The 24,575-nt window shown below is 64.2% G+C and carries 20 protein-coding genes, 1 tRNA gene and 1 pseudogene; 15 read left to right on the forward strand and 7 right to left on the reverse strand.

Annotated features, from left to right (window positions below; all coding sequences use genetic code 11):
- Window positions 1-13: 13 nt before the first annotated feature.
- Together ACS7SF_RS25305 and ACS7SF_RS25310 are read left to right on the forward strand one after the other, a co-directional pair.
- Window positions 14-1,219, forward strand: a complete 1,206-nt coding sequence (locus tag ACS7SF_RS25305; protein WP_439893211.1) for an efflux RND transporter periplasmic adaptor subunit — start codon at window positions 14-16, stop codon at window positions 1,217-1,219.
- A gap of 11 nt (window positions 1,220-1,230) precedes the next feature.
- Window positions 1,231-4,407, forward strand: a complete 3,177-nt coding sequence (locus tag ACS7SF_RS25310; RefSeq protein WP_439893212.1) for an efflux RND transporter permease subunit — start codon at window positions 1,231-1,233, stop codon at window positions 4,405-4,407.
- Between the two features lie 9 nt (window positions 4,408-4,416).
- Here ACS7SF_RS25310 and ACS7SF_RS25315 read toward each other — a convergent pair whose 3' ends face one another.
- The 3 genes from ACS7SF_RS25315 to ACS7SF_RS25325 all read right to left on the reverse strand — a co-directional run bounded on the left by ACS7SF_RS25315 (window position 4,417) and on the right by ACS7SF_RS25325 (window position 7,112).
- Window positions 4,417-4,866: an HIT family protein gene (locus tag ACS7SF_RS25315; protein ID WP_439893213.1), complete on the reverse strand. Its 450-nt coding sequence runs from the start codon at window positions 4,864-4,866 to the stop codon at window positions 4,417-4,419.
- An 84-nt stretch (window positions 4,867-4,950) separates the two neighbouring features.
- Entirely contained in the window at window positions 4,951-6,396 is a 1,446-nt protein-coding gene (locus tag ACS7SF_RS25320; protein ID WP_439893214.1) for an MFS transporter, read from the reverse strand.
- 41 nt (window positions 6,397-6,437) lie between these two features.
- Window positions 6,438-7,112, reverse strand: coding sequence for a TetR/AcrR family transcriptional regulator (locus ACS7SF_RS25325; RefSeq protein WP_439893215.1), 675 nt, complete (start codon window positions 7,110-7,112; stop codon window positions 6,438-6,440).
- Window positions 7,113-7,362: 250 nt separating this feature from the next.
- Between ACS7SF_RS25325 and ACS7SF_RS25330 the strand changes: the two genes are divergently transcribed.
- A complete protein-coding gene (locus ACS7SF_RS25330) occupies window positions 7,363-8,604 on the forward strand; it encodes a branched-chain amino acid ABC transporter substrate-binding protein (RefSeq protein ID WP_439893216.1) in 1,242 nt (413 codons plus the stop codon).
- 24 nt (window positions 8,605-8,628) lie between these two features.
- Here ACS7SF_RS25330 and ACS7SF_RS25335 read toward each other — a convergent pair whose 3' ends face one another.
- Both ACS7SF_RS25335 and ACS7SF_RS25340 read right to left on the reverse strand, forming a co-directional pair.
- Window positions 8,629-9,558, reverse strand: coding sequence for a 2-hydroxyacid dehydrogenase (locus tag ACS7SF_RS25335; RefSeq protein WP_439893217.1), 930 nt, complete (start codon window positions 9,556-9,558; stop codon window positions 8,629-8,631).
- Between the two features lie 589 nt (window positions 9,559-10,147).
- Window positions 10,148-10,498 (reverse strand): energy transducer TonB, encoded by a 351-nt coding sequence (locus ACS7SF_RS25340; RefSeq protein ID WP_439893218.1) that lies wholly within the window; start codon window positions 10,496-10,498, stop codon window positions 10,148-10,150.
- 164 nt (window positions 10,499-10,662) lie between these two features.
- On the opposite strand from ACS7SF_RS25340, the gene ACS7SF_RS25345 reads away from it, so the two are divergent.
- The 3 genes and pseudogenes from ACS7SF_RS25345 to ACS7SF_RS25355 form a co-directional block, all read left to right on the forward strand.
- Window positions 10,663-11,046, forward strand: a complete 384-nt coding sequence (locus ACS7SF_RS25345; protein ID WP_439893219.1) for a hypothetical protein — start codon at window positions 10,663-10,665, stop codon at window positions 11,044-11,046.
- Between the two features lie 272 nt (window positions 11,047-11,318).
- Complete coding sequence (locus ACS7SF_RS25350; RefSeq protein ID WP_439893220.1) at window positions 11,319-11,618, forward strand: hypothetical protein; 300 nt, start codon at window positions 11,319-11,321, stop codon at window positions 11,616-11,618.
- Between the two features lie 149 nt (window positions 11,619-11,767).
- Window positions 11,768-12,028 (forward strand): annotated as a pseudogene (locus ACS7SF_RS25355) (energy transducer TonB); the annotation flags it as partial.
- 140 nt (window positions 12,029-12,168) lie between these two features.
- On the opposite strand, the gene ACS7SF_RS25360 reads toward ACS7SF_RS25355, so the two are convergent.
- Window positions 12,169-12,837, reverse strand: a complete 669-nt coding sequence (locus ACS7SF_RS25360; protein ID WP_439893221.1) for a hypothetical protein — start codon at window positions 12,835-12,837, stop codon at window positions 12,169-12,171.
- 158 nt (window positions 12,838-12,995) lie between these two features.
- Between ACS7SF_RS25360 and ACS7SF_RS25365 the strand changes: the two genes are divergently transcribed.
- The 4 genes from ACS7SF_RS25365 (at window position 12,996) to ACS7SF_RS25380 (ending at window position 15,344) form a co-directional block, all read left to right on the forward strand.
- Window positions 12,996-13,072: transfer RNA gene (locus ACS7SF_RS25365), tRNA-Met, on the forward strand.
- A 41-nt stretch (window positions 13,073-13,113) separates the two neighbouring features.
- A complete protein-coding gene (locus ACS7SF_RS25370; RefSeq protein WP_439894482.1) occupies window positions 13,114-13,473 on the forward strand; it encodes a Gp49 family protein in 360 nt (119 codons plus the stop codon).
- A gap of 212 nt (window positions 13,474-13,685) precedes the next feature.
- Window positions 13,686-14,519 carry a terminase small subunit gene (locus tag ACS7SF_RS25375; RefSeq protein WP_439893222.1) on the forward strand — a complete coding sequence of 278 codons (834 nt, stop codon included), beginning with the start codon at window positions 13,686-13,688 and terminating at the stop codon, window positions 14,517-14,519.
- Between the two features lie 123 nt (window positions 14,520-14,642).
- Window positions 14,643-15,344 carry a glycine zipper 2TM domain-containing protein gene (locus ACS7SF_RS25380; RefSeq protein WP_439893223.1) on the forward strand — a complete coding sequence of 234 codons (702 nt, stop codon included), beginning with the start codon at window positions 14,643-14,645 and terminating at the stop codon, window positions 15,342-15,344.
- Between the two features lie 75 nt (window positions 15,345-15,419).
- Here the strand turns inward: ACS7SF_RS25380 and ACS7SF_RS25385 are convergent, their stop codons facing one another.
- The gene (locus ACS7SF_RS25385; protein ID WP_439893224.1) at window positions 15,420-15,953 is read right to left on the reverse strand and encodes a hypothetical protein; all 534 of its coding nucleotides are present in this window, start codon (window positions 15,951-15,953) and stop codon (window positions 15,420-15,422) included.
- 179 nt (window positions 15,954-16,132) lie between these two features.
- On the opposite strand from ACS7SF_RS25385, the gene ACS7SF_RS25390 reads away from it, so the two are divergent.
- From ACS7SF_RS25390 to ACS7SF_RS25410, 5 genes are all read left to right on the forward strand, one after another.
- On the forward strand, window positions 16,133-17,965 hold the full coding sequence (locus ACS7SF_RS25390) for a methyl-accepting chemotaxis protein (protein ID WP_439893225.1): 1,833 nt from the start codon (window positions 16,133-16,135) through the stop codon (window positions 17,963-17,965).
- Between the two features lie 747 nt (window positions 17,966-18,712).
- Window positions 18,713-20,848 (forward strand): glycosyl transferase family protein, encoded by a 2,136-nt coding sequence (locus ACS7SF_RS25395; protein WP_439893226.1) that lies wholly within the window; start codon window positions 18,713-18,715, stop codon window positions 20,846-20,848.
- The gene (locus ACS7SF_RS25400) at window positions 20,845-22,590 is read left to right on the forward strand and encodes an NfrA family protein (RefSeq protein WP_439893227.1); all 1,746 of its coding nucleotides are present in this window, start codon (window positions 20,845-20,847) and stop codon (window positions 22,588-22,590) included. The genes ACS7SF_RS25395 and ACS7SF_RS25400 overlap by 4 nt, the downstream gene beginning before the upstream one ends.
- Before the next feature lie 249 nt (window positions 22,591-22,839).
- Complete coding sequence (wecB, locus tag ACS7SF_RS25405) at window positions 22,840-24,096, forward strand: non-hydrolyzing UDP-N-acetylglucosamine 2-epimerase (RefSeq protein ID WP_439893228.1); 1,257 nt, start codon at window positions 22,840-22,842, stop codon at window positions 24,094-24,096.
- Window positions 24,097-24,105: 9 nt separating this feature from the next.
- Window positions 24,106-24,564: a hypothetical protein gene (locus ACS7SF_RS25410; RefSeq protein ID WP_439893229.1), complete on the forward strand. Its 459-nt coding sequence runs from the start codon at window positions 24,106-24,108 to the stop codon at window positions 24,562-24,564.
- The last annotated feature ends 11 nt before the right edge of the window (window positions 24,565-24,575 follow it).

Here is a 24,575-nt window from a genome sequence, read left to right on the forward strand (position 1 = left end):
TGACTCTGCTGACATGACACTTCCACCGCAACAACGGCGCGCCATCGCGCTCATCGTCATGCTGGGCGCGTTGGCCGCCGCCGGGCTGTGGTTCGGCATGGGCGCGCGCCAGACAGCCGCCTCCGAGGCGGAAGCGGCCCCTGCGCCTGCCGCCGCGCACCAGGCAGAGGGGCATGGCGAAGCCGCTCCTCATGCCGAAACCCTGGCCATGACGGCCGAGGCCATCACGAACGCCAAGATTGGTGTGGAAACCGCAGGCGCGACCGAGTTGCGCACGGAAGTCGTTCTACCCGGCGAGATCCGCCTGAACGAAGACCGCACCGCGCACGTCGTGCCGCGTGTGGCTGGCGTGGCAGAGAAGGTGGCCGTGGAGCTGGGCCAGCCGGTCACGCGTGGGCAACTGTTGGCCGTGCTGTCGAGCCCTGCGCTGTCGGACCAGCGCAGCGAACTGCAAGCCGCGCAGCAGCGCCTGGCACTCGCGCAGGAAACGCATGCGCGCGAAAAGCGCCTGTGGGAGCAGGGCATCGCCGCCGAGCAGGATTATCAACAGGCACGTACCGCGTTGCAGGAAGCGCGCATCGCCGCAGACAACGCACGCCAGAAGCTGGCGGCTATCGGCGCGGCACCGGCCGGTTCGGCATTGAATCGCTTTGAGTTGCGCGCGCCGTTTGATGGCGTGGTCGTCGCCAAACACTTGTCGCAGGGCGAGGCGGTGCAGGCAGAGACAGCCGTGTTCACTGTGGCGGACCTGCGCACGGTATGGGCGGATTTCTCCGTTACGGCCAAGGACCTGGAGGCGGTGACTGCCAATGCCGCCGCCACGGTGCGCGCCACGGCCACCGGTACGTCCGTGCAGGGCAAGGTGTCGTACGTGGGCGCATTGCTGGGCGAACAGACCCGTACTGCCCCGGCGCGCGTGACGCTAGACAACCCCAAGCTGGCCTGGCGCCCGGGCATGTTCGTCAACGTATCGGTCGAGTCGGGCCGCGCGCCGGTGCCGGTGGCCGTGCGTGCCGACGCCGTGCAGACCGTCGACGACAAGCCCTCCGTATTCGTGCCCGTGCCGACCGGCTTTGAAGTGCGCCCCGTCAAGACCGGCCGCACCGACGGCACGTGGACCGAAATCCTCGAAGGCCTGCCTGCTGGCACGCGCTACGCCGCCGCCAACAGCTACGTGCTGAAGGCCGAAGCCGGCAAGTCGGCCGACCACGGCCACTAAAAGGAGGCGCCATGTTTGAACGCCTTCTGCGCACCGTCATCGCGCAACGTTGGTTGGTGCTGCTGGCCGTGCTGGCCGCCGCCGGGTTCGGCGCGTATAGCTACACGCGCCTGTCCATTGATGCGGTGCCTGACATCACCAACGTGCAGGTGCAGATCAACACGCCTGCGCCGGGCTATTCACCGCTGGAGACCGAGCAGCGCATTACCTACGCGCTGGAAACCGCGATGGCCGGCTTGCCGAAGCTGGAGCAGACGCGCTCGCTGTCGCGCTATGGGCTGTCGCAGGTGACGGTGATCTTCAAGGAAGGCACCGACATCTACTTTGCCCGCCAGTTGGTGAGCGAGCGCTTGCAGGCCGCCAAGGAGCAGTTGCCTGCAGGCGTCACGCCGAGCATGGGACCCGTCTCCACCGGCCTGGGCGAAATCTACCTGTGGACCGTCGAGGCGGATGCCAACGCGCGTAAGCCCGATGGCACCGCGTATACGCCGGCCGACCTGCGCGAGTTGCAGGACTGGGTGATCCGCCCGCAGATCCGCAACGTGCCGGGCGTGACGGAGGTGAACACCATCGGCGGGTTTGCCAAGGAGTTCTTGGTTGCTACGAGCCCTGAACGCTTGGCGTCGTACAAGCTCGCGCTGGCCGATGTGGTGACCGCGCTGGAGCGCAACAACGCCAACGTCGGCGCCGGCTACATCGAGCGCAAGGGCGAGCAATACCTCGTGCGCGCGCCAGGCCAGTTGCGCGACGCGGCCGACATCGGCAACGTCGTGCTCGCCAGCCCCAACGGCACGCCGGTGCGCTTGCGCGATGTGGCGACTATCGAAAGCGGCAGCGAGTTGCGCACGGGCGCGGCCACCAGCAACGGGCGCGAGGTCGTGCTGGGCACGGCGTTCCTGCTGATGGGCGAGAACAGCCGCACCGTCTCGCAGGCGGTGGACAAGCGCATGCAGGAGATCCGTAAAACGCTGCCCTCCGGCATTCGCGTGGAATCGGTGTACGACCGCACGGTGCTCGTCGACAAGGCCATCGCCACGGTCAAGAAGAATCTGCTGGAAGGCGCCATTCTGGTCATGGCTGTTCTGTTCCTCTTCCTCGGCAACCTGCGTGCGGCGGTGTTGACTGCGCTGGTGATTCCGCTGTCGATGCTGATGACCTTCAGCGGCATGGTGTCGGCCAAGGTGAGCGCCAATCTGATGAGCCTGGGTGCGCTGGACTTCGGCATCATCGTTGATGGCGCAGTTGTCATTGTCGAGAACTGCGTGCGGCGTCTCGCGCATGCGCAGGAGGTACGCGGCCGACCACTCACGCGCGCGGAGCGCTTCGAAGAGGTATTCGAAGCCGCCCGCGAAGCACGTCGACCGCTGCTGTACGGTCAACTCATCATCATGGTGGTGTACCTGCCGATCTTTGCGCTCTCGGGCGTGGAAGGGAAGATGTTCCACCCGATGGCGATGACGGTGGTGCTGGCCTTGGCCGCTGCCATGATCCTCTCCGTCACCTTCGTACCCGCGGCTGTGACGCTGTTCATTGGCGAACGCGTCGCCGAGAAAGAGAACCGCCTGATGGGCTGGGCACGCCGCATGTACGCACCACTGCTTGAACGCGTGCTGGCCGCGCCCGCTGTGGTGCTTACCTTTGCGACGGTGGCCGTGCTGGTCTCGCTGGTGGCTGCCACGCGGCTGGGCGCCGAGTTTGTGCCGAGCCTGAATGAGGGCGATTTCGCCATGCAGGCGATGCGCGTGCCGGGCACGGGGCTGGCGCAATCGCTGGAGATGCAGATGCAGATCGAGCGCACGCTCAAGGCGAAGTTTCCCGAGATCGAGCGCGTGTTTGCACGCACCGGCACCGCCGAGGTGGCCACCGATGTAATGCCGCCCAGCATCTCCGATGGCTACATCATGCTCAAGCCTGAGAAAGACTGGCCTAATGGACCAGATGGCAAACGTCGCAATCGCGACCAGTTGCTCGCCGACATCCAAGCGACGGCGGATGCGCTGCCCGGCAACGCGTACGAGTTTTCGCAGCCGATCCAGTTGCGCTTCAATGAGTTGATCTCCGGCGTGCGCAGCGATGTGGCCGTCAAGCTCTTCGGCGACGACATGGGCGTGCTGGAGGCGCAGGCCAGGATCATCGCTGCACAACTCGGCAAACTGGCTGGCGCTGCAGAGGTGAAGATCGAACAGACCGGCGGTTTGCCGTTCCTCAACGTGGATATCGATCGGGACAAGGCCGCACGCTATGGCCTCTCCATCGGTGTGATTCAGGACACGGTGTCCGCTGCCATCGGCGGCAAGGATGCGGGCACGGTGTTCCAGGGCGACCGCCGCTTCGGCATCGTTGTGCGCTTGCCGGAAACCGCGCGCAGTGACCCCGCTGCACTGGGTCGTCTCCCACTCGCATTGCCCAACGGCCAGGGCTACGTGCCGCTGTCCGACGTTGCCTCGCTTAATGAAGTGACCGGCCCCAACCAGGTCAGCCGCGAAGACGGCAAGCGCCGCATCGTCGTCAGCGCCAACGTGCGCGGACGCGACATCGCATCGTTCGTGGAAGAGGCGCAAGCCGTGCTCGATACGCAAGTGCGTTTGCCGACCGGCTACTGGATGGCGTGGGGCGGGCAGTTCGAGCAGTTGCAGTCCGCCACCGGGCGCCTGCAGCTTGTGGTGCCTCTGGCACTGGCCATGGTGTTCACGCTGCTGTTCATGATGTTCGGCAACCTGAAGGATGGGCTGCTCGTGTTCTCGGGGATTCCGTTTGCGCTGTCGGGCGGCATTCTGGCGCTGGCGTTGCGCGGCATTCCGCTGTCGATTTCGGCAGCGGTGGGGTTTATCGCGCTGTCGGGCGTGGCGGTGCTCAACGGGTTGGTGATGCTGAGCTTCATCCGCAGCCTGCGGGAGGACGGCAAGTCGGTCAACGTGGCCGTACGTGAGGGCGCGCTCACGCGCCTGCGCCCAGTGCTGATGACGGCTCTGGTGGCATCGCTTGGTTTCGTGCCGATGGCGTTGGCGACCGGTACCGGCGCAGAGGTGCAGCGTCCGCTGGCAACGGTTGTGATCGGCGGGATTCTGTCGTCGACGGCGCTCACGCTGCTGGTGCTGCCGGTGCTGTACCGGTTGGCCTATCGACGGGACGACGCACGAAACGTCGCGGCGCAGGCGGATTCGGCAGTGCCGTCCGCCGCGCCGTAGGGAAGGGCGTTACTGGTCGGCTTGCAGTGCCGCGATGATCTTTTCGGCTTGGGCCTTCAGCTTGTCGCTGTCGGCTTGCACGCGGGCGTGCGGTTGCAGCGGGGTATCGCTGTAGCGCGGCAGTACGTGGAAGTGCACGTGCGGCACGGTCTGTCCCGCAGCGCTGCCATTGAGTTGGAAGATGGCGATGCCCGGCGGCGTGAACGCTGCACGCACGGCACGCGCCAGCTTGCGCGTGGTGCGGATGGCGGCCGAAGCCGCCTCGTCCGACAGGTCGAACAACTCCGCCGCGCCTTCCTTGGGCAGCACCAGCACGTGGCCGTCGGCCTGCGGCATGATGTCCATGAAGGCCAGCGTGTGATCGTCTTCGTACACCTTGATGCAGGGCAGCTCGCCGCGCAGGATCTTGGCGAAGATGTTTTGGTCGTTGTACGTCGCGGGGGTGGTCGCTTCGGGCATGGGTGTCTCCGGAAAACGGGAAAATGGCAGCGGGCAGTATATATGCCGCAGGCGACCGCGCGCGCAGCCCAGACTTGGCCTGGATCAAGCCGTGCGGTCGTCCAACGACAGCGGCACGGCCACGTGCTCGAGCGGCTTGCGTTCTGCAGCGGTGCCCCAGCGGGCCTGCACGGCGGCGGCCAGCAGCATCAACACGGCGCCGAACACGTAGCCACTCAGCACCGCGCTGCGCGAATGGGTGTCAATGAGCCAGCCGAACAGCACGGGGCCGGCCACGCCACCCAGGCCCGTGCCAACGGCATAGAACAGCGCGATGGCCAGCGCACGCACTTCCAGCGGAAACGTTTCGCTCACCGTCAAATACGCCGAACTGGCGGCGGCTGACGCAAAGAAGAACACCACCGTCCACGCAAGCGTCTGCGTGGCGCTGTCCAGCACGCCTGCCTTGAACAGCACGCCACTTGCCAGCAGCAACACACCGCTGATCGCATAGGTGGCGGCAATCATCGTGCGTCGGCCAACCACGTCAAACAAGCGCCCGAGCAGTAGCGGCCCCAGGAAGTTGCCCAACGCAAACGGCAGCAGATACGTGCCCACCTTCGTGGCTGGCACGTCATAGAAATCCGTCAGCACCAGCGCATAGGTAAAGAAGATCGCGTTGTAGAAGAACGCCTGCGCTGCCATTAGCGAGAGCCCCACCAACGCGCGCTGTCGGTGCTGCACGAAGACCACGCGCGCCACTTCACGCAGGCCCGGATGGTCGCGGCTGCGCAAGCGAAGCGCGGGCAGCGGTGCGGTGTCGAAGCAATGGCCACGCGCGGTGATATCGCGTTCGATGTCGCACACAATGGTTTGCGCTTCGTCATGCCGGCCGCGCGTGATGAGCCAGCGCGGGCTCTCCGGAATCCAGAACCGCATCACCAGAATGACGAGCCCCAGCACCGCGCCGATGAAGAAGCACAGCCGCCAGCCGGTATCCAAACTCATGTGCACTGGGTCCAGCAACCACAGTGATGCCCCCGCACCCAGCGCCGCACCCACCCAGAACGTGCCGTTGATGGCCAAGTCCGTCCACCCGCGCACGCGCGCCGGGGTCAGTTCCTGGATGGTCGAGTTGATCGCCGCGTATTCCCCGCCGATGCCCGCACCAGTAAGCATCCGAAAGACGACGAGGCTGGCAAAGTTCCATGAAAACGCCGTCGCCGCTGTCGCCGAGATGTACACGCCCAGCGTGATGAAGAACAGCTTGCGACGGCCCCATCGATCCGTCAGCCAGCCAAACAGCAGCGCCCCCAGCACCGCGCCCACCAGGTAAGCGCTACTGGCCACGCCCACTTGCGCGTTGCTGAGGTGGAGTGTGGGGCTTTGCTTGAGGGCGCCGGCCACTGCGCCGGCCAGCGTTACCTCCAGCCCGTCGAGCAGCCACGTGATGCCCAGCGCGATGACCACGCGCGTGTGGAAGCGGCTCCACGGCAGTCGGTCAAGCCGGCTGGGTAGGTCGGAGGATTGGGCAGGGGCAGAACCGGGCATCGCAGCGCACATAGGATGGCATGCGCGCCATGCAGCACGTTTTATTCCTGTGCGGCGTCGCGTGAGGCGGCGAGCGGCGCGCCAGCCAGCAGTGTGTCTTCAAAGAAGCGCCGACGCGCATCCTTGTCGGGCTTGCTGCCCTGGTTCCACAGCAGCGCTTCGGAGAGCTGGTAGGCGTACAGCATGAACGCGCGCGCTTTGGCATCCTTGCGCGCAAAGCCGATCGCCTGGAAGTGCTGGATGTAGTAGTCCGTGCGGTGTTCGTCCACTGCATCAACGGCTTCCTGTGCCATCGGGTCACGCCGTGCCCAGGCGCGGATGGCGAATTCGATCATCGCCGTACGTCGCGCGCTGCGACCGCGAAACGGCAGCGCGAGCAGGTCACGCACCAAGCCCTGCACGGATGCGTTCTGCCGCTCTAGCTTGGGGCCGATGCGTGTGCGTTCGCTCCAGTCTTGCAGCACCTGATGCAGCAGATCATCGCGGTTCTTGAAGTGCCAGTAGAAGCTGCCGCGCGTGACGTCCAACTGTTTGGCGAGCACATCCACGCGCACGGCATCGATGCTCTTGGTGACGAGCAGATCGGTGGCGGCGCGCACCCAGTCGTTGGGCGTGAGCTGCGCACGCGGTGCAGTGGCGGCGGAGGCATCGGCTTCAGCGGCATCGGCGTCAGCGGGTGCGTCGTGTTCGTCGATCAGCGGGGAGGGCTTGGGCATGAAGGCGGATTCTAGTCGCGCTAACACGGCTGTCCAGCGCTTAAAGCAGGCTGACGCCCCCAGGTTTGCGCGGGTTGACACGTCAACAAACGTCTTCCTACCATGCACATACGTTTGTGTATGGAAGGATCGAGCTGCCGTAAGCCTTGGTTTGCGGAGCGGTGTCAACAGACCCCGGCAAGAACCATGCTCGACAATGCCTTCAGCACGGCGTCCACCGATAAGAGATAAGACATCAGGAGACATTTGCATGAAGGCATTCCGACTCGCGCTGTGCGCTGCGGCCACCGTTGGCGCATTGGCTGGCACGGCGCACGCCGAGACCGTCAAGATCGCCTGGATCGATCCGCTGTCCGGGCTGATGGGCGCGCTGGGCCAAAACCAGTTGCGCAGCTGGCAATACGCGGCCGACCTCGCCAACCAGCAGAACTGGAGCGGCAACGGCACCAGGTTTGAAGTCGTCGGCTTTGACAACAAGGTTTCGCCGCAAGAGAGCCTGACGATCCTCAAGCAGATCACCGACCAGGGCATCCGCTACGTCGCGCAGGGCGATGGTTCCAGCGTAGGCATGGCGCTGCAGGACGCCATCGCCAAGTACAACGACCGCAACCCCGGCAAGGAGATCATCTATCTCAACTACGCCGCGGTCGATCCGGACATGACCAACAGCAAGTGCAACTACTGGCACTTCCGCCTGGATGCCAACTCCGACATGAAGATGGAAGCCCTGACCAGCTACCTGGCCAAGGATCAGGGCATCAAGAAGGTCTATCTGCTGAACCAGAACTATTCGTTCGGCCACCAGGTGGCGCGTGCCGCCAAGGAGTACTTGAAACGCAAGCGCCCGGACATCCAGATCGTGGGTGAGGACCTGCACCCGCTGGCGCAGGTGAAGGATTTCTCGCCGTACGTAGCGAAGATTCGCGCGTCGGGCGCCGACACCGTCATCACGGGCAATTGGGGGAGCGACCTGGCGCTGCTGATTCGTGCGTCGAAGGATGCCGGCCTGACCACCAACTTCTACACGTATTACGCCGGCACCACGGGCGTGCCGACGGCAATGGGCGCATCGGGTGCGGACCGTGTGAAGGTGATCAGCTACTTCGCGCCAAACGACGGCAACCCGAAGACGAGCGCCGTGCTCGACGGCTTCAAGAAGAAGTACAACGATGACTTCTTCAACGCCGATGTTTACACCGGTATTGCCTTCCTGGCGAAGGCCATCAAGACCAGCGGTTCCACCGAGCCGGCCAAGGTGGCGAAGGTCATGGAAGGCATGACGGTCGATGGCCTCAATGGCCCGATCGAGATGCGAAAGACGGATCACCAGGCCCAGCAGACGCTGTATGTGACCACCTGGGTCAAGGCCGACGGCAAGAAGATCAAGTACGACCAGGAAAACACCGGCTACGGCTGGCGCACCGACGTCACGCTGGAACCCCACCTGGGCGCCCAGCCGACGTCGTGCCAGATGAAGCGGCCGACGTCGTAACGCTGTGATGCAGGTGTCCCTGGCTTAGACCGGGGACACCACGCCTGTGCCCGCCAGGTGTCCGCGGGCGTTCTCCAGAAAACGATCCACCGTCGCCTGCACCGATTCCGGCGACCAGCCGGCAATGTGCGGGCTCAGCACGACCTGCTCTAGATCGAGCAACCCGGCCGGTGGCTTCGGCTCGCTCTCGTACACATCCAGCCCTGCGCCGCCCAGCTTGCCCGCGCGGATGGCCGCCTCCAGCGCCGCCGTATCTACCACGCTGCCGCGCGCGATGTTCACCACGTAACCGTTCGGCCCCAGCGCTTCCAGGATCGTCTGGTTGACGAGGTGCTTGGTCTGCGCGCCGCCCGGCGTGGCGACGATCAAAAAGTCGGCCCACTCGGCCATGTCCTTGAGCGCATCAAAGTAGCGGTACGACACCGCTTCGCGCGGCTTGCGGTTGTGATAGCCGATTTGCATGTCGAAGCCGGCCGCGCGGCGTGCGATCTGCATGCCGATGGTGCCCAGCCCGACGATGCCCAGGCGCTTGCCGCAGACGCCGGGTTGCAGCGGAATGTCGTCGCGCCAGACGCCGTTGCGCGTGGCGCGGTCCAGCTTGGGGATGCCCCGCACCGCAGCCAGCAGCAGCCCGAACGCGTGGTCGGCCACGCAGGCGTCGTTGGTGCCGGCGCCATTGGCCACCACCACGCCGCGGGCACGAGCGGCTTCCACGTCGATGTTCTCGTAACCGGCGCCCAGCGCGCAGGCCAGTTCCAGCTTGGGCATCGCTGCCATTTCCGCGCCGGTGAGCCCCGTCGAACCGTTGGTGAGCACGATGCGTACGTTTTGGCCATCGCGTGCGATGGCGGCATCGCGTTCGGCGCGAGTGGGGGCGTGGATCACGTGAAAGTGTTCGGCGATCTGCGCCACGTTGTCGGGCGTCATCGCAATGAGGATCAGGAGCGTCGGCATATTGTGAATGCGGGAAGGCAGAGTGGTTACCTCAAGTGTTCAAAACTACACTGCTTCGATCTTAACGTGGACGGGTGTCAGCCCGCGTGAGTCCATCTATAGATCGACCATTGCGTTGGTCTTGAATTGGTACAAGACAGAGTCCGACAGCAAAAGCGCTGCCCCATCCTCATTTCTCAACGGACATATTTGACTCGTTAGAGGCGTGGACTCGCTGACCGCTCGTGGCTTCGGGGCGGCGAAATATGTCCAATGGCCTCTCAGGTCCGGGAGGAAACCGGTGCGGGCGCTGAGCCCCATCGCGGAGCTGTTCGCGTTCAGGTACGTGCGTCGAAGCTGCCGGCGCCCCAGCGCGAATACCGATTTGACCCGGCGCGGCAGTGGCGCTTCGATTTCGCCTGGCCGGATCGCATGCTGGCCGTGAAGGTGGAGGGCGGCACGCACAGCGGTGGCAAGCATACGCGGGGCACGGGGTTCGCCGCCGACTGCGAGAAGTACAACGCGGCAGTGTTGGCCGGCTGGCGCCTGCTGCGGTTTCCGGGGGCGCAGGTGCGCAGTGGGGCGGCTATTGCGGCAGGGTCGCGGGCGCTTAATCCTCCAACTTGAACCTGACCGACTTGGTGATCCAACCAGTGGTTGGTTCTTCGGTTTGCTGATTTGGAGGGACGGTGCATTTGATCTTGCGGATGGCCTCAATTGCCGCGAAGTCCAGTCGAACGTGGCCGGAAGACTGGGTGATTTTCACCTCTTGCGCCGCCCCGTCCGGGCCTAGCTTGAATTTGGCTATGACCTTTCCTTCCTCTTTTAGCTGCTGAGAGAGCGCCGGATAGATCGGGGCTGGATCGGTGCAGACGGCGCTGCGACCGGTGTACGGCCGGGTGGCCAACTTAGCAGTTCCATCGTTCGTGACGCTGGGAGGGCCCGGAACGAAGTCGCTCACGCTGGTCTGTGGCTCTGCGGCGCACGCGGTGGTGGCAACGAAAAGTAGGGACGCTGCTAGGAGTGAGGCTGGATATGCGGTCATGGGGTGATGGTATCGGGGTGGTTGGCCGGCATGCTAACCCACCACGGAAATTGAAGTTTGGAAGCACGAGGGGTGAAGACATGGAACCGATTTTCGAGAGCACTGAGAACGCGCGGCGCTATGCGTTTTCGTTCAGCACGCAGCAATACGGCAAGTCGGCTATGGCCAGGCTGTATGCGCCGCCGGGATCTGGGCGCGGCCTCGGTGGGCTGGATGGCGCCGGCCAGGCGGGCATGATTCGCGCGTCGGTGGAGAAGCTGTCACCCGCCCAGCAGCGCGTGCTGGCGGTTCGCTTCGCGCCGGCGGAACTGTCGTTTGCATGTGGGCATGCCTGCTGCTCCGGTCATGCGCCGAATCGGGAATGGGCGGCAGCGCTGGAATGGCTGGCCGACCATACCGCGCTGCTGTTCTCAGGGTGCTTGAGCAACCGGCGCTTGGGCGTGTGCTGGTGCGCAATGCGCTGACCGGGGCGCCGTCCAATTACGTCGAGTTGGGGAAGACGTATGGGGTGGACCGCAACACGGTGGCGAAGCATGCCAATACGATTACGCGGGAGGTGGCGGGCGATCGGCAGCATGCGGGGGAACTGGATAGGGCAGTTGCGCGGATTGGTGAGCTGCTGCAGGAGGCGGGGGTTGTGCGGGAGGCGTGCGCGGCTTGAAGCTCAACATGATGTAACGGTGCGTCGATGTGTGCCGGATAGACTAAATCGCCCGTCACTTCACCATGGCGTCATATGAGCCTGTACACCAAAGCAGTAGCGGTAGTTGGAATTTCTGGGGCCTTATTTGTTTCAGTGAATCAACCCGCTATTGCGAAAGTCAACACCTATACGTGCCGATTCAACTACAACGTTTGCAAGCCGCAGGGTCGGTATGCTGAAACCACTGATTGCAAATATGCTGTTATGGGCCGCCAATGCCCTGTTCTATATGAGCACTACCTTATCTACAACGGCATGGAGCGCTTCCGCATCGTGAAGGTTGAGAAATTGGGGCCACGGGAGGAGCGCATAACATACCAGGTGAACGAATGATGTTCTGGGTTCATGGGTACTATCGCGCGGGGGGGGGCCTTTGTCTCGTGCTTGTTGCCAGTACGCTTTTGCTCACCGGATGTGCCGCGCCCAATAGGGGCGCGTTGGGCGAGTCTGGTGCATTGAGCAATACGACCGCTTCGCACGTTAGCTATGCAGAACGAATACGTCGCAAAGTGAAATTAAACCTTGCGTTCGACCCGGAGACCATCGACGGCAATCCGTTGGCCGTGGTCATGGTGACGATGGCACCCGACGGCTCGATCCTGTCCAGACGCCTGACGAAGTCCAGTGGCAACGGCGCCTATGACGAAGCCGTGCTGCGTGCCGTGGAGCGCTCCGACCCACTGCCGCGTGATGTCAATGGCAAGGCGCCAAGTGGGATCGTCCTGAACTTCCGGCCAAGGTGAGCAGCAATTTGTACCGCGCGTGTCATGTGAATGCTGCGCATTGCTGACTTGACCTTTCAGCATTCAGTGCCGAAAATAGAGGCTCTTGCACCGCCACAGGTGCGACCGAAACCCGCCTAGTGCGGGTTTTTTGTTTGCCACTACGTGGCGCTAGAGTCCCCGATGTTCTCTTGTATCGCGTCGACGGCGCGGTCGACTTCCTCACGTACCAGAGCGCCAGCGGTTGCAATTTCGATGTCTGCTGGAGCTTCGAACTCCGTTGCATTGTGGATGCACCCATTTAGGTACGCTGTGATGCCGACCGTTGAGGTCACAAATTTCTTCCGAGCAGGGTCGGTCTCCTCTCTGAAGTGAGCTTTAAGCCTGGCCGCAAGCTTCGCAATCTCTGGCGTATCGAAGGTAAGGTGGGCCGCGCTGTGCGCGAACACGTTTCGAATGTCGCGAATGACATGCAGTTCGGTGCGCAGATTCCCAGGGAGCAGCCCGATCGCGTATGCCATATTGATTCGTGCAGAGAAGCTGCCGAGTGGTCCGGAGTAGTCAAACATTCTGGCTTTTAGATCGCTATTCAGGCGCAGTCGCTTCTTGAGCAATTCTTCAAGTCGATTGTCAACATACGAGGCACCCATCAGTCCGCAGCCGCGATCAGACTCTGTTGCCATGAGCTCACGAAAATTCCAGAATTCAGCGAAGCTATCCTGCAAGCCGTCCGCGAACGTTCCCATCCGCTCGGCAATATGGTCATTGAGTGCCTTTCCGGTGGGCTCTGAGTCATCGTAGGGGCGATAGGCGCGGGATTCTTGGGTCATATAGTCAGCACTGTTCAATGGGAGCCCTTCGTGGAGGGCGGCTACTCACCGACGATTTTGCACTACCGGATCGTATCCGTAGGTGAGCAGGGGGCAAAGCCAAGCCCAACCAATGAGGTTTTCAGCAAGGCCCGCCACCGCGCGGGCCTTTTCTATTTCGCCGGCATAGCGCAACTGGTAGCGCGCCGGGTTCATACCACGGAGGTTTCAGGTTCGAGTCCTGATGCCGCAACCATTCTGAGGTGTTCCAGCATGCACAACATCGAATCGCCGCGCGTGGACGACGCCGGTATCGAAGCCGAGATCGTGGCCAAGGGCCTAACCGCGCCGCGTGTGACGCCGGCTGACATTGAGGCGAACATCATCGATGAGGTGTTCTTTACGGCAGAGCAGGGCTACCAGCGTGCAAACCTCGATGAGGGCGTGCCGGCCGGAAGCTACTCCACGCTGGGGCTGCTGACGTTTTGCGTGCTGGTGCTGCGCAACGGCTTCACCGTGACCGGCGAATCGGCTTGTGCCAGCCCGGCGAACTTCGATGCCGAGATTGGCCGCAAGATCGCGCGCCAGAACGCCGTGCAGAAAATCTGGCCCCTGATGGGCTATGCGCTGAAAGAGCGCCTGTCCGCCGAGGCCTGACCATGGGCTGCCCCTGCAAAAAGAAGCTCCCTCCCAAGCCACCCAAGCGATGAACGTGAACCCCTGCGAGCGCGACGACAGCCGCGTCGGGCGCGCTCGCGCTGCTGACCGAGGGCACGGACTGCCGTTGCTGCATTGGTGCGCGGATCGTGGCGGCGCTGGTGGTTGGCCTGGTCGTGGGCGTGGCCGCTGGCCGCCTGTTGTGATGGGCCATGCTGACCGCCAAGCAACGCCTGTTTGTCGATGAATACCTAGTCGACAGGAACGCCGCGGCCGCGTATCGGCGGGAAGGCTACAAGGCGACTGGCAATTCAGCCGAGACTGCGGCGTGCCGGCTGCTGCGCGATCCCCAGGTTCAGGAACTGATAGGCGAGCGGGAAGGCGCTTTGCGTGAGCGTCTGGAGATCAAGCAGGAAGACGTCGTCCGCCTGCTGTGGAGCATCGCCCAAGCGGACGCCAATGACGTTGTGCAGCATCGGCGCGTGTGCTGCACGCACTGCTACGGCAAGGGCTTCAAGTACCAGCGGACGGTGCGCGAGTACGAGCGCGACTATGCGCTGTTCATGGCCGAGCAATCCAACGCCGAGGAAGACGCGCCGGCCGCTGTCTTCGCCGAGCTAGGCGGTACCGGCTTCAATAAGACGCTGATGCCGCACCCGGATTGCCCGGAGTGCAACGGCGAAGGCGTGTCGGACGTGTACATCGCGGACACGCGCGAGCTGCCGCCAGCGGCCCGGGCGCTGTATGCGGGAACCAAGGTGACGCAGCACGGCATCGAAGTGAAGCTGCATTCCACGGTGGATGCGGCGATCAAGGTGGGTGAGCACCTGGGCATGTTCCGCAAGGTGCATGACGTGAACCACAAGGGCGCCGTGGGCGTGCTGGACGTGGAGAAGTCCGCACGCCCGATATGCGCGAGCGCGTGGCCAAGGAGATGCTGCGCGAAGTCGGGTATGAGTTCGACGGCGAGTGACAGCACGGCGGCCATGCTGACGGCCCGCGCCGGAAGCCCTGGCCCCGGTGCGGTTACACCGCGTTACCAATGAACGGGTTTGGTTTCACGGGCTATCGAGGCGGCGGCATAGACTTTGCGGCAAGAGGCGCATTGCCGCAGGCCGAGATCGACACCGGCCCGGACCAGACGCCTCGTCCACAAGACGGGATTCATCATGCAAGCAATGAACAAGGCAGCACGCGCAGGGCGGTGGGTAGCGGTGGCGACGTTGGCCGCCGCGGCAGCAGGGCTGACGGGCTGTGTGACCGCACCGTACCCCGGTTATGGCGCGGGCTACGGCGCAGGCTATGCCGCAGGCAGCAGTGCCTACAGCAACAGCTACGGCACCACCACCTACAGCAACGGCTATACCGGCGGGTACGACAACAGCAACACGTATAACAACGGCTATAACGGCTACGACCAGAACGCGCCGCAGCCTTATCCGCAGCAGCCGTACCCGCAGCAGCCGGCGCCGGCCTATTCGCAACCGAACTATTCGCCGTATCCCTCCGACAATGCGCCCGCCTACCAGGCCCCTGCGGACAACCGCTACGGCGTGGTCGAGCGCATCGACGCCGTGCCGGTGCGTGGCCAACCCTCGGGTGTGGGCGCGGTGCTAGGTGGCGTGGTGGGTGGTCTGCTGGGTCATCAGGTGGGCGGCGGACGCGGTAACACCGTGGCCACCATTGGCGGCGCGGTGGCAGGTGCGATGGCCGGCAACGCGGTGGAAGGCAACACCGTGGTCGGTCAGACCTATCAGGTGACGATGCGCCTGAACGACAACTCCCGCGTCACGCTCACGCAGAACAACCCGAACGGCTTGCGCCCGGGTGATCGCGCGCGCATCGAAAACAACATGGCGGTGCCGTACTGACCCCATCTAAGAAGGTCGACGCCCTGCTCAAGGACGCCGGCCACTCCGCGCAGGCAGTGACTGCCTGACGCCGGCTCAGGCATTGGCCGGAACGAAATCCGGCCCGCCCAGCTTGTCCCGCACCATCAGCGCCGAACGCATCAACGGCGTCCACATGCCGTCTAGGCTGTTCCAGGCCGCGCCCGCCCAGCGGGTGTCGGCCTGCAGGTCGGCCTTGCGGCTCTCCAACTGGCGCTTGAGCGCCAATGCCACGCCGCCCAGGTCGATATCGAACAGGTCGCCATAGGGGCCCTGCGGCTGCTTGCGCTGCCGGTCCTGGCAGAAGCGGTAGTACCAAACCCAGTCATGAGCGATGTAGATCGCCCGGTTGCGGTCCGGATCGGTCGCCAGGAGGGTCAGCAGGGCCGCGACAAAACGCGTCGGGAAGCTTGCATCATGGGTCTGGCGCCAGTACGGCAGGATCAACTGGTCGAAGGCCGCCACCACGTTCTGCGGCTCATCGTTGTCGACCTTGGCCTCGAGGACGTAGAACGGCTCGCCCACCAGGAATTTGTCCAGTTCGTCGTTGGCCAACGCCAGTTGCAGCACATTGTCGAGCGGGTTGTTCATTGGATTTTCACTACCTCGTAGGTCGACATCAGCACATTGGTCGGATTTTGTCATGACGGCCCTGTTGGCAGTGCGGTACTCACCACTTCTAAGCCGCACCTCAGCATGGGAGGCCTGTTCGCTTAAGAAATGCGGCCCGCCCGCCGATATACCGGAAGCGATAACCCGCTCCGACTCCCATGCTTAATCGACTCTCTATCCGCTTCCGACTCAATGCCGCGCTGGCGCTGCTTGCGGTGCTGCTGACTACCATCGGCACCATCGGCGTGGTCGGCATGCGCGCGTCCGACGCAAACATCAAAGACATTTACGGCAATCAGCTGGCCTCGACGTCGCTGGTCGGCAAGGCACAGTTGAATGCCGCGATCGTGCGTACCACGCTGGACCGCGCGGTGTTCCACCCCGACGCGGCCGACATTGCCGCCATCATCGACAAGGCCAACGGCTACCGCGCTAAGTCGGAAGACGCTTGGAAGCAATACAAGGCGCTGCCGATGAGTGCGGAAGAGTCCCGCCTGGCGACCGAAGTGGAGACCAAGCGCGCCGCGCTGTTCCGCGACGGCATCGAGCCCTTGATTGCCGCCCTGCGCGCCCATGACGTTGCCACGGTCGACAAGGTCGTGATGACGGTGATTCCGCCGCAGTTCGTGGCGCTGTCCGCCGCTGTGGAGGCGCTGGACCGCAACCAGGCCGAACAGGCCAAGGCCGCGTATGACGGCGCGGTGGCGCGCACGCAGGCGTTTCTGACGTTGTCCATCGGAGCCATCGTGGTTGGTATTGCGGCGGCACTCGGCTGTGCGTTCGGGCTGCATCGCGCGATCTCCGTGCCGCTGTCACGCATGCTGGGCCACTTTGGCGAGATCTCGCGCGGCAACCTGACTGAGCACATCACGGTGACCAGCCAGGACGAGATGGGCGCGCTCACGCGTGGCCTCATCGACATGCAGGGCGGTCTGATCCGCACCATCCAAACGATGCGCGGGGGTAGCGAATCCATCGCCACCGCCACCAAGCAGATTGCGGCCGGCAACATGGACCTGTCGCAGCGCACGGAAGAGCAAGCCAGCTCGCTGGAGGAAACTGCCTCGAGCATGGAAGAGCTGACCAGCATCGTGAAGCAGAACGCGGACAACGCACGCCAGGCGAGCCAGCTCGCGGGCAGCGCGTCGGACGTCGCCGTCAAGGGTGGCGAAGTGGTGGGCCGCGTCATCGAAACGATGTCGGGCATCAACGACAGCAGCAAGAAGATTGCCGACATCATCGGCGTGATTGAAGGCATCGCGTTCCAGACCAACATCCTTGCTTTGAATGCCGCGGTGGAAGCCGCACGGGCAGGCGAGCAAGGTCGTGGCTTCGCGGTGGTGGCTGGTGAGGTGCGCAGCCTGGCGCAGCGCTCGGCGACGGCGGCCAAGGAGATCAAGGAACTCATCAGCGATTCCGTGGGCCGTGTGGAAAACGGGTCGGCGTTGGTGACGGAGGCTGGCGCGGTGATCGACGAAGTGGTGGTGGCCGTCAAGCGCGTGACCGACATCATGGGCGAGATCTCAGCTGCGTCGGACGAGCAAAGCTCCGGCATCGAACAGGTCAACCAGGCTGTGAACCAGATGGACCAGGTCACACAGCAGAACGCCGCGCTGGTGGAGGAAGCGGCTGCCGCTGCGCAGTCGCTGGAAGAACAGGCCGGCGTGTTGCGCGCGGCTGTGGCGTCGTTCCGCTTGCCGGATGGGAGCAGCCCGACTGCGTTGGCTGCAGCGCCGAAGGCATCTTCCGTTCCGGCTATCGCCAAGCTGGCGCCGCGCAAGCCCGTTGTGAAAACCACCTCAACGGCGCGTGCCGTGCGCAAGCCAACGGCAGCCCCAGCTTCGGCGCCCGCAGCGGCGGTCGTGTCAGCGCCGGCTCCGCTACCTGTTTCAGCGCCTGTTTCGACGACGGCTGCGCCCGTTGCATCGAAGCCGGGCAAGCTCGCCCTGGCAACCACCTCCGACGACGCGGACGACTGGGAACAGTTCTGACGCAGATTCAGACGTAACGCAGTTGGTAGCAACGCATGCAAGCCGCGCCTCGTGCGCGGCTTTGTGTTTCAGGGCTGCAACCAAATCATGCGGTGGGGTTGATCAACATTGCCGCTGCAGTGGATTGGCCCGGTGAGGGCAGTGCGCGATCGGCCTATTTCCCTCACGGCGTTCGCCGCGTTTCTACGCGTCTCTTGAATCGGAGATGGGCTGCGGTCCGCGCGGCCTTGCGCGACAAGGGTTTGTGGTTGTAGCGGCTGGAACTGCGCCATCTGCGGGGCAAACCGCCCGCAATGTGCCGTGCAACGGCCCACGGCACGCTTAACCCGAACACCCTGTGCCCGAGGGCACCACGCATCCGTCGTTTGTACGGCGACCCTATCGGCTGCGTGGATGAGTGCCGCGTGCCGACAGCGCGCCTTGTATGCCATGGCGGCAATCACCTTGCCGCTGCGCACCTTGTCTTGCGTTCACCCATGCAACAAAGCCACGCGTGGGGCGCATGCCAACGTGCGTGCGCACAGTGCCGTGCCGCACAACGGCGCGCCGCGCGGGCGTTGGTATGGTCCTCGCGTTCCCTCCTCCCGAAGCGGGCAACAGAACGTTGCTCTGGCGACCATCGTTTGCACACGAGGCGCAGGGCATGGATAAAGACCTGGGGGAAGCGATGGGCGCCACAGCGCGGAACGAGAGGCATCAGGACGGGCGTACCTGCCGAGGGCAGCTTGTCAGCACCGGAGAGGGACCATGAGCGACGTGCCATGGGACTTCTATGTGGCGCTGCTCAATACGCTGACGGTGGCGACCACGCTCGTCATCCTCATCAGCACCGCCGACGATTTTTTCCTCGACGCCTTCTACTGGGTGCGCGAGCTGTGGCTCTGGCCGCAGCGTGGCCGCACGCCCGTGACGATTTCCGCGCAGTCCTTGCGCGAGCGCGAAGAGCAGTGGCTCGCCATCATGGTGCCGGCCTGGAAGGAGTACGACGTCATCGCCAAGATGGTGGAGAACACCTTGGCGACGATGGAGTACACGCACTTCATCATCTTTGCCGGTGCCTACCGCAACGATGCCGAGACCACCACCGAGGTGGAGCGCATGGTGCGCCGCTATCCCGGCCGAGTGGTGCGCGCCGCCGTCACGCATGACGGCCCCACCTGCAAGGCCGACTGCCTGAACACCATCATCCAGACCATCGTGCGCTACGAGGCCGGCCACGGTATCCGCTTTGCCGGCGTGATCATGCACGACTGCGAAGACGTGATCCACCCGCTGGAGCTGAAGTACTTCAACTACTTCATCAGCGACCAGGATCTCGTGCAGCTGCCGGTGCTTTCGCTTGAGCGCAAGTGGTACGAGTGGGTGGCCGGCACCTACATGGACGACTTTTCCGAGACGCACCAGAAGGACCTCGTGGCCCGTCAGGCGCTGACCGGCACGGTGCCCGGGGCCGGCGTGGCGCTGTGCTACAGCCGCCGTGCCATCGAGGCGGTGATGAAGGTGCGCGGCGATTCCCCCTTCAACACCAGCACGCTCACTGAAGACTACGACTTCAGCTTCCGCCTGCGCGAACTGGGCATGCGCGAGGCCTTCGTGCACTTCCCGATCTGCGAGGACGTCGCACCGACATCCGATGCCGACGACGTGATGCGCACTCATTCGCTGCACCATCGGCGGCCAGGGGCGCGGCCGCAACTGTTGGCCACGCGCGAGTACTTTCCAAGCACGTTCCGCACCGCGTATCGGCAGCGCGCGCGCTGGGTGTTGGGCATTGCATTTCAGGGCTGGCTGCAGATGGGGTGGAAGGGCAACCTCATCACCAAGTACATGTTCTTCCGCGACCGCAAGGGCGTGCTGACGGCACTGTTCTCCATCCTGGCGTATGTGCTGTCGCTCAACTACCTGCTGGTTGGGGCGCTGCAGCTCAAGGGTTGGATTGCGGTGCCCGATGGCTCGTTTGTGGTGGGGACGTGGTGGATGCAGGATCTGCTGGCCATCAATGCCACGCTGCTCATCAACCGGCTGGCGCAGCGTGTGTACTTTGTCGGCCGGCTCAATGGCCCGCTGCAGGGTGTGCTGTGCCTGCCCAGGCTGGTGGTGAACAACTTCATCAACTTCTTCTCGGTATGCCGGGCGTGGAAGATTTTCCTTATCTACTGCCTGACCGGCAAACCGATTGCGTGGGACAAGACGCAGCACACCTATCTGTCGAACGACGCGCTGGGCCGTACGCGGTGCAAGCTGGGGGAAACGCTGCTCAAGTGGGAAGTGCTTACGCCAGAGCAACTGGATGCCGCGCTGGCCATTCAGCAGAAAACCGGGCGCCGCCTGGGGCAGGTGCTGGTGCAGCAGGGTTTGGTCACGCCCGATACCCTGGCCGATGCGTTGGCCGAACAGGCCGACCTGCCACGCGTGAGCTTGACCAACGTGGTGCTGGGCGCGCTGGCGGACTGCCTGCCGCGTGACCTGGCCGTGCGGCATCACGTGGTGCCGTTTTCCATTGGCGAGGATGGCTCCCTCAACATTGCGGTGTCGGAGTTGCCCGATGGCGCGGCGCTGGAAGAGCTGGCACATGCGGCGGGCCGCAAGGTGGCGTGCTTCATGGCTTGCGACCATGAGATGTTGGCCGAACTGGCCCACATGGCGGCACCCCCGCACCGCCGTCCCACGGTGGTCTTTGGCCCGGCGGCGCAACCCGCCGTGCTGGCGGCCACGTTGTCTACAGAATCCATGACGGGCGCCGGCCCAGATACGTTCTCAGCGCTCCCAAGCACGGCACCCGCACCCGAGGTTTCCACCATCCCCCCGATGTCCGTGCCGCCTGACCCGAAGCCTGGGCCCGGGGCACACCCCAATCCATCTGTTGCGGGAGGTGTGGCATGAACCCCAAACGAGATCACCGTTCTCCTGTGCGCCGTCTGCATGCGCTGCGCTGGCCGATTGCCGTGGCGGTGTGGACGCTATGTCATGGCGTGTCGCTGGCCGACCAGGCTGTGCAACCGTTGCAGCCCGATGCGTATTTCCGCGCCGACCGCGCGTATCGCGCCATTGAGGCCAACAAGCTCGACGATGCCGAGGCTGCCACGCGTGCAGCGCTGGCTGTTCAGCCCGATAGCCTGCAACTGAATCTGCTGCTGCTCGACGTGCTCACCCGCAAGGGCCGACTGGATGCCGCGCGCGCACAAGCCGATGCGTTGTTGCGCAAGTACCCGGATGAGCCGCGCGTGTATGCGCAGCATGGCTTCCTTGCACAGAAGACAGGCGACGCCGCTGCGGCCGAACAAGATTTCGCGCAGGCGCTCAAGGGCACTGACTGGACGCCCCAGGAGCGGCGCAATCTCGATCTGGCGTGGTCTGACAGCGCGTATTCCGCCAAGCACCCGCAGGCGGCACTGGATGCGCTCGCGCCCCTGCAAGACCAGCCCGATGCGGATGTGCAATTGCGGTTGGCGCAATCCCGCCTGCAGTTGGGGGACCGCGCCGGGGCCGCGCAGGCAGCCAAACTTGCCGCCGAGCACACCACCGACCCCGACCGCCAACGCTACGCGCAAGCGCTGCTTGCCCAGGCCACGGCGCCTCAGGCCGATGCAGCTGCGCCCGATACGCCGAGCGCGGCAGGCCAGCGTGCCTTGAACGACGCCTACGCCCATCTGCGTGCGCGAGATGACCGCGCCGCGTTGGCGGCGTTCCAGCGCGGTTTCGCCACCGGCCAGGGCAACTGGAGCCACTACGCCGATGCCGCGTATGCTGCCAAGCGCCTGGGCGACAACCCAACCGCCATCAAACTGTTCCACGACAGCCTGGACCACGCCGATGCCGATGCCAAAGGCAGCAACGGTGATAGCGGAGGCAACGGTGATGACCGCCTCCCCGCCGACCGCCGCTTTGGCTACCGCCGCGAGATCGAACAGATGCAGCGCACGTGGGGCATGGTGCTTTCGGGCGCCTATCAGACCTCGGCCTTCGGGTTGCCCAACACCGTCAGCGTGGCGCAGGCTGGTGCGGAGGTGTACTGGCAGCCGCCCGGCATTGGCTACCGCGACGGCAGCGTCTTCCAGGTGTTCGCGCGCGGTTATGACAGCGTGTACGACCGCAGCGGCACCACGGGCTTGCCCACGGCCCAGGGCTCGGTCGGTGCGCGCTACAAGCCGATCAAGGACCTCAATCTCGTTTTTACCGCCGAGCGCCTGTTCCGCATCGGCCACCTGACCACCAACGACACGCTGCTGCGTATCGGTTTCTCCACCGACCAGGGGATCGACCTGCAGGTGACCAAGCCGCGCTGGCAGACCTGGCAGGTGTATGGGGAGGCCGCGTATTTCGTCAACCAGGGCCGCTTGATCATCAGCTCCGAGGCGCGCTATGGGCGCACGTGGCGGGTGGAATCCATCAGCGACCACCTGACGATGTATCCGCACATCGTGCTGGCCGGCGACCACGACAACAAGGCTGACCACCAGCTCGCGCTGGGTGTTGGCCCCGGCATCAACTTCCGCTACTGGTTTCGCGAATCGCAATACGCAGCACCGGCCAGTTGGCTGGATCTGACCGTGCAATACCGCCTGCCGCTGACCCACGCGGACCGGGCGAAGGGGGTGGTGGCACGCGCCATCCTGTGGTTCTGAGGAGCCACGCATCCACGCTGACCCCGTCAGAGGTGTCACGAATGAAACGTTTCTGAGCACCGAGGCAAGCGGGTCAAGAACACAGGCGACAGCGACGCACGGCAGGACGGCGTCGCATCGCCAAGACTGGACAAAGTAGTACGCATGGCACGGCCTTCGCTCTGGGGTGAAGGCTGCACCGGCGTGGGAAGCGGCGCGCTCGTCGCCGCGCTTTGTTTTACGTTGAGGCAGATGAACGGGGGGGAAACCATGACAGGAAAAATTTTGACCGTGTTCGGCACGCGCCCGGAGGCCATCAAGATGGCGCCGCTGGTGAAGGCATTGCAAGCCGAGGCAGGCTTTGCCTCGGCCGTGTGCGTGAGCGCGCAGCACAGGCAGATGCTCGACCAGGTGCTGGAGCTGTTCGGCATCGTGCCGGACTTTGATCTGAACCTGATGCGGCCTGGGCAGACGCTGTCGGACATCACGTCAAACGTGCTCGGCGGCATCGACGGCGTGCTGGACGCCTATCAGCCCGATGCGGTGCTCGTGCACGGCGATACGACGACCACGTTGGCGGCAAGCCTGGCGGCGTTCTATCGGCGCATTCCGGTCGGGCATGTCGAGGCGGGGTTGCGCACAGGAAACATCTGGTCGCCATGGCCGGAAGAGCTCAACCGCCGTGTAACGGATGCGGTCACCACCTGGCACTTCGCGCCCACGGCGGAATCGCGCCAGAACCTGCTGGACGAGGGCATCGACCCAGGGCAGGTCACGCTCACCGGCAACACCGTCATCGATGCGCTGCTGGCCGTCAAGCAACGGCTGGATGAGGATGCTGCGCTGTCGGCGGAGATTGCGGCGCGTTATCCGTTTCTCGATACGCGCCGGCGGATGATTCTTGTCACCGGGCATCGCCGCGAGAACTTTGGCGAGCCGTTCGAGCGTTTCTGCGTGGCGCTGCGCGTGCTGGCGGCGCGGCACCCGGATGTGCAGATCGTGTATCCGGTGCACCTGAATCCGAACGTGCAGCAGCCGGTCAACGCCATTCTTTCCGGCCATGAAAACGTGCATCTGATCGCGCCGCAGGACTATCTGCCGTTCGTGTACCTGATGGACCGTGCCTACCTGATCGTCACTGATTCGGGAGGCATTCAGGAAGAGGCACCCGCGCTGGGCAAGCCCGTACTCGTCACGCGTGACACCACCGAACGGCCAGAGGCGGTGGCTTCTGGCACCGCGCGCTTGGTGGGCACGGATACGCAACGCATCGTCGATGAGGCTGAAACGCTGCTGGGCAACGCCGCGGAATACGCGCGCATGGCGCAGGCCCACAACCCCTATGGCGATGGGCAGGCTTGCCGGCGCATTGTCAACGCGCTGAAGGCGGCGTTCACCACGCAGCCGCAGGCGGCACGCGGCCCGCAACTCATTCGCAAGACGGCCTTGGAGGCCGAGATCATCCATCTGGAAGCGGCTCGTGCCATTGCGCAAGGGCCATCGGCACATCACCGCTCGAGTGGCTAGGAGGTCTTGATGAAAGCGAAACACATCGGGGGCGGCGCGTTGCTCGCCTCCGCACTGGTTGCCGGCTGGCTGATGATGGCCCCCCCCTGGGCCGGCAATACGGAGGCGCCGGCCCGGCTTGGCGGCGCCTCCAACCCGGCGGTATCTCCGGGCAGTGATGCAGCAGGCAAGCAAAAAGCCGCGCCCACCGCTTCACCGGGCACGGTCATGGTTGCGCAACCCGTACAGCCGACCATGGTGGCAGCCGCCACGCCCAAACCCGTGACTGGTGGCCCGCGTGCCTACGGCTACGGCGTCATGGATGAAAACGGACAAGTGGTCCCCCCGCCACGGCCAGCCGTTATGACAGAAATCCGACCTGGCATGCCGGAGACGGAAGTCTCTGGTACGGAACGCGGCCACGATCGTGGCCCCACTTTCAACCTCGGGCTCTACCGTCAAGCGGATGGCTCGGTGTATCGCCCATGAGTCGGAGCACC

Source organism: Ralstonia sp. 25C (assembly GCF_051904805.1).
Taxonomy (GTDB): domain Bacteria; phylum Pseudomonadota; class Gammaproteobacteria; order Burkholderiales; family Burkholderiaceae; genus Ralstonia.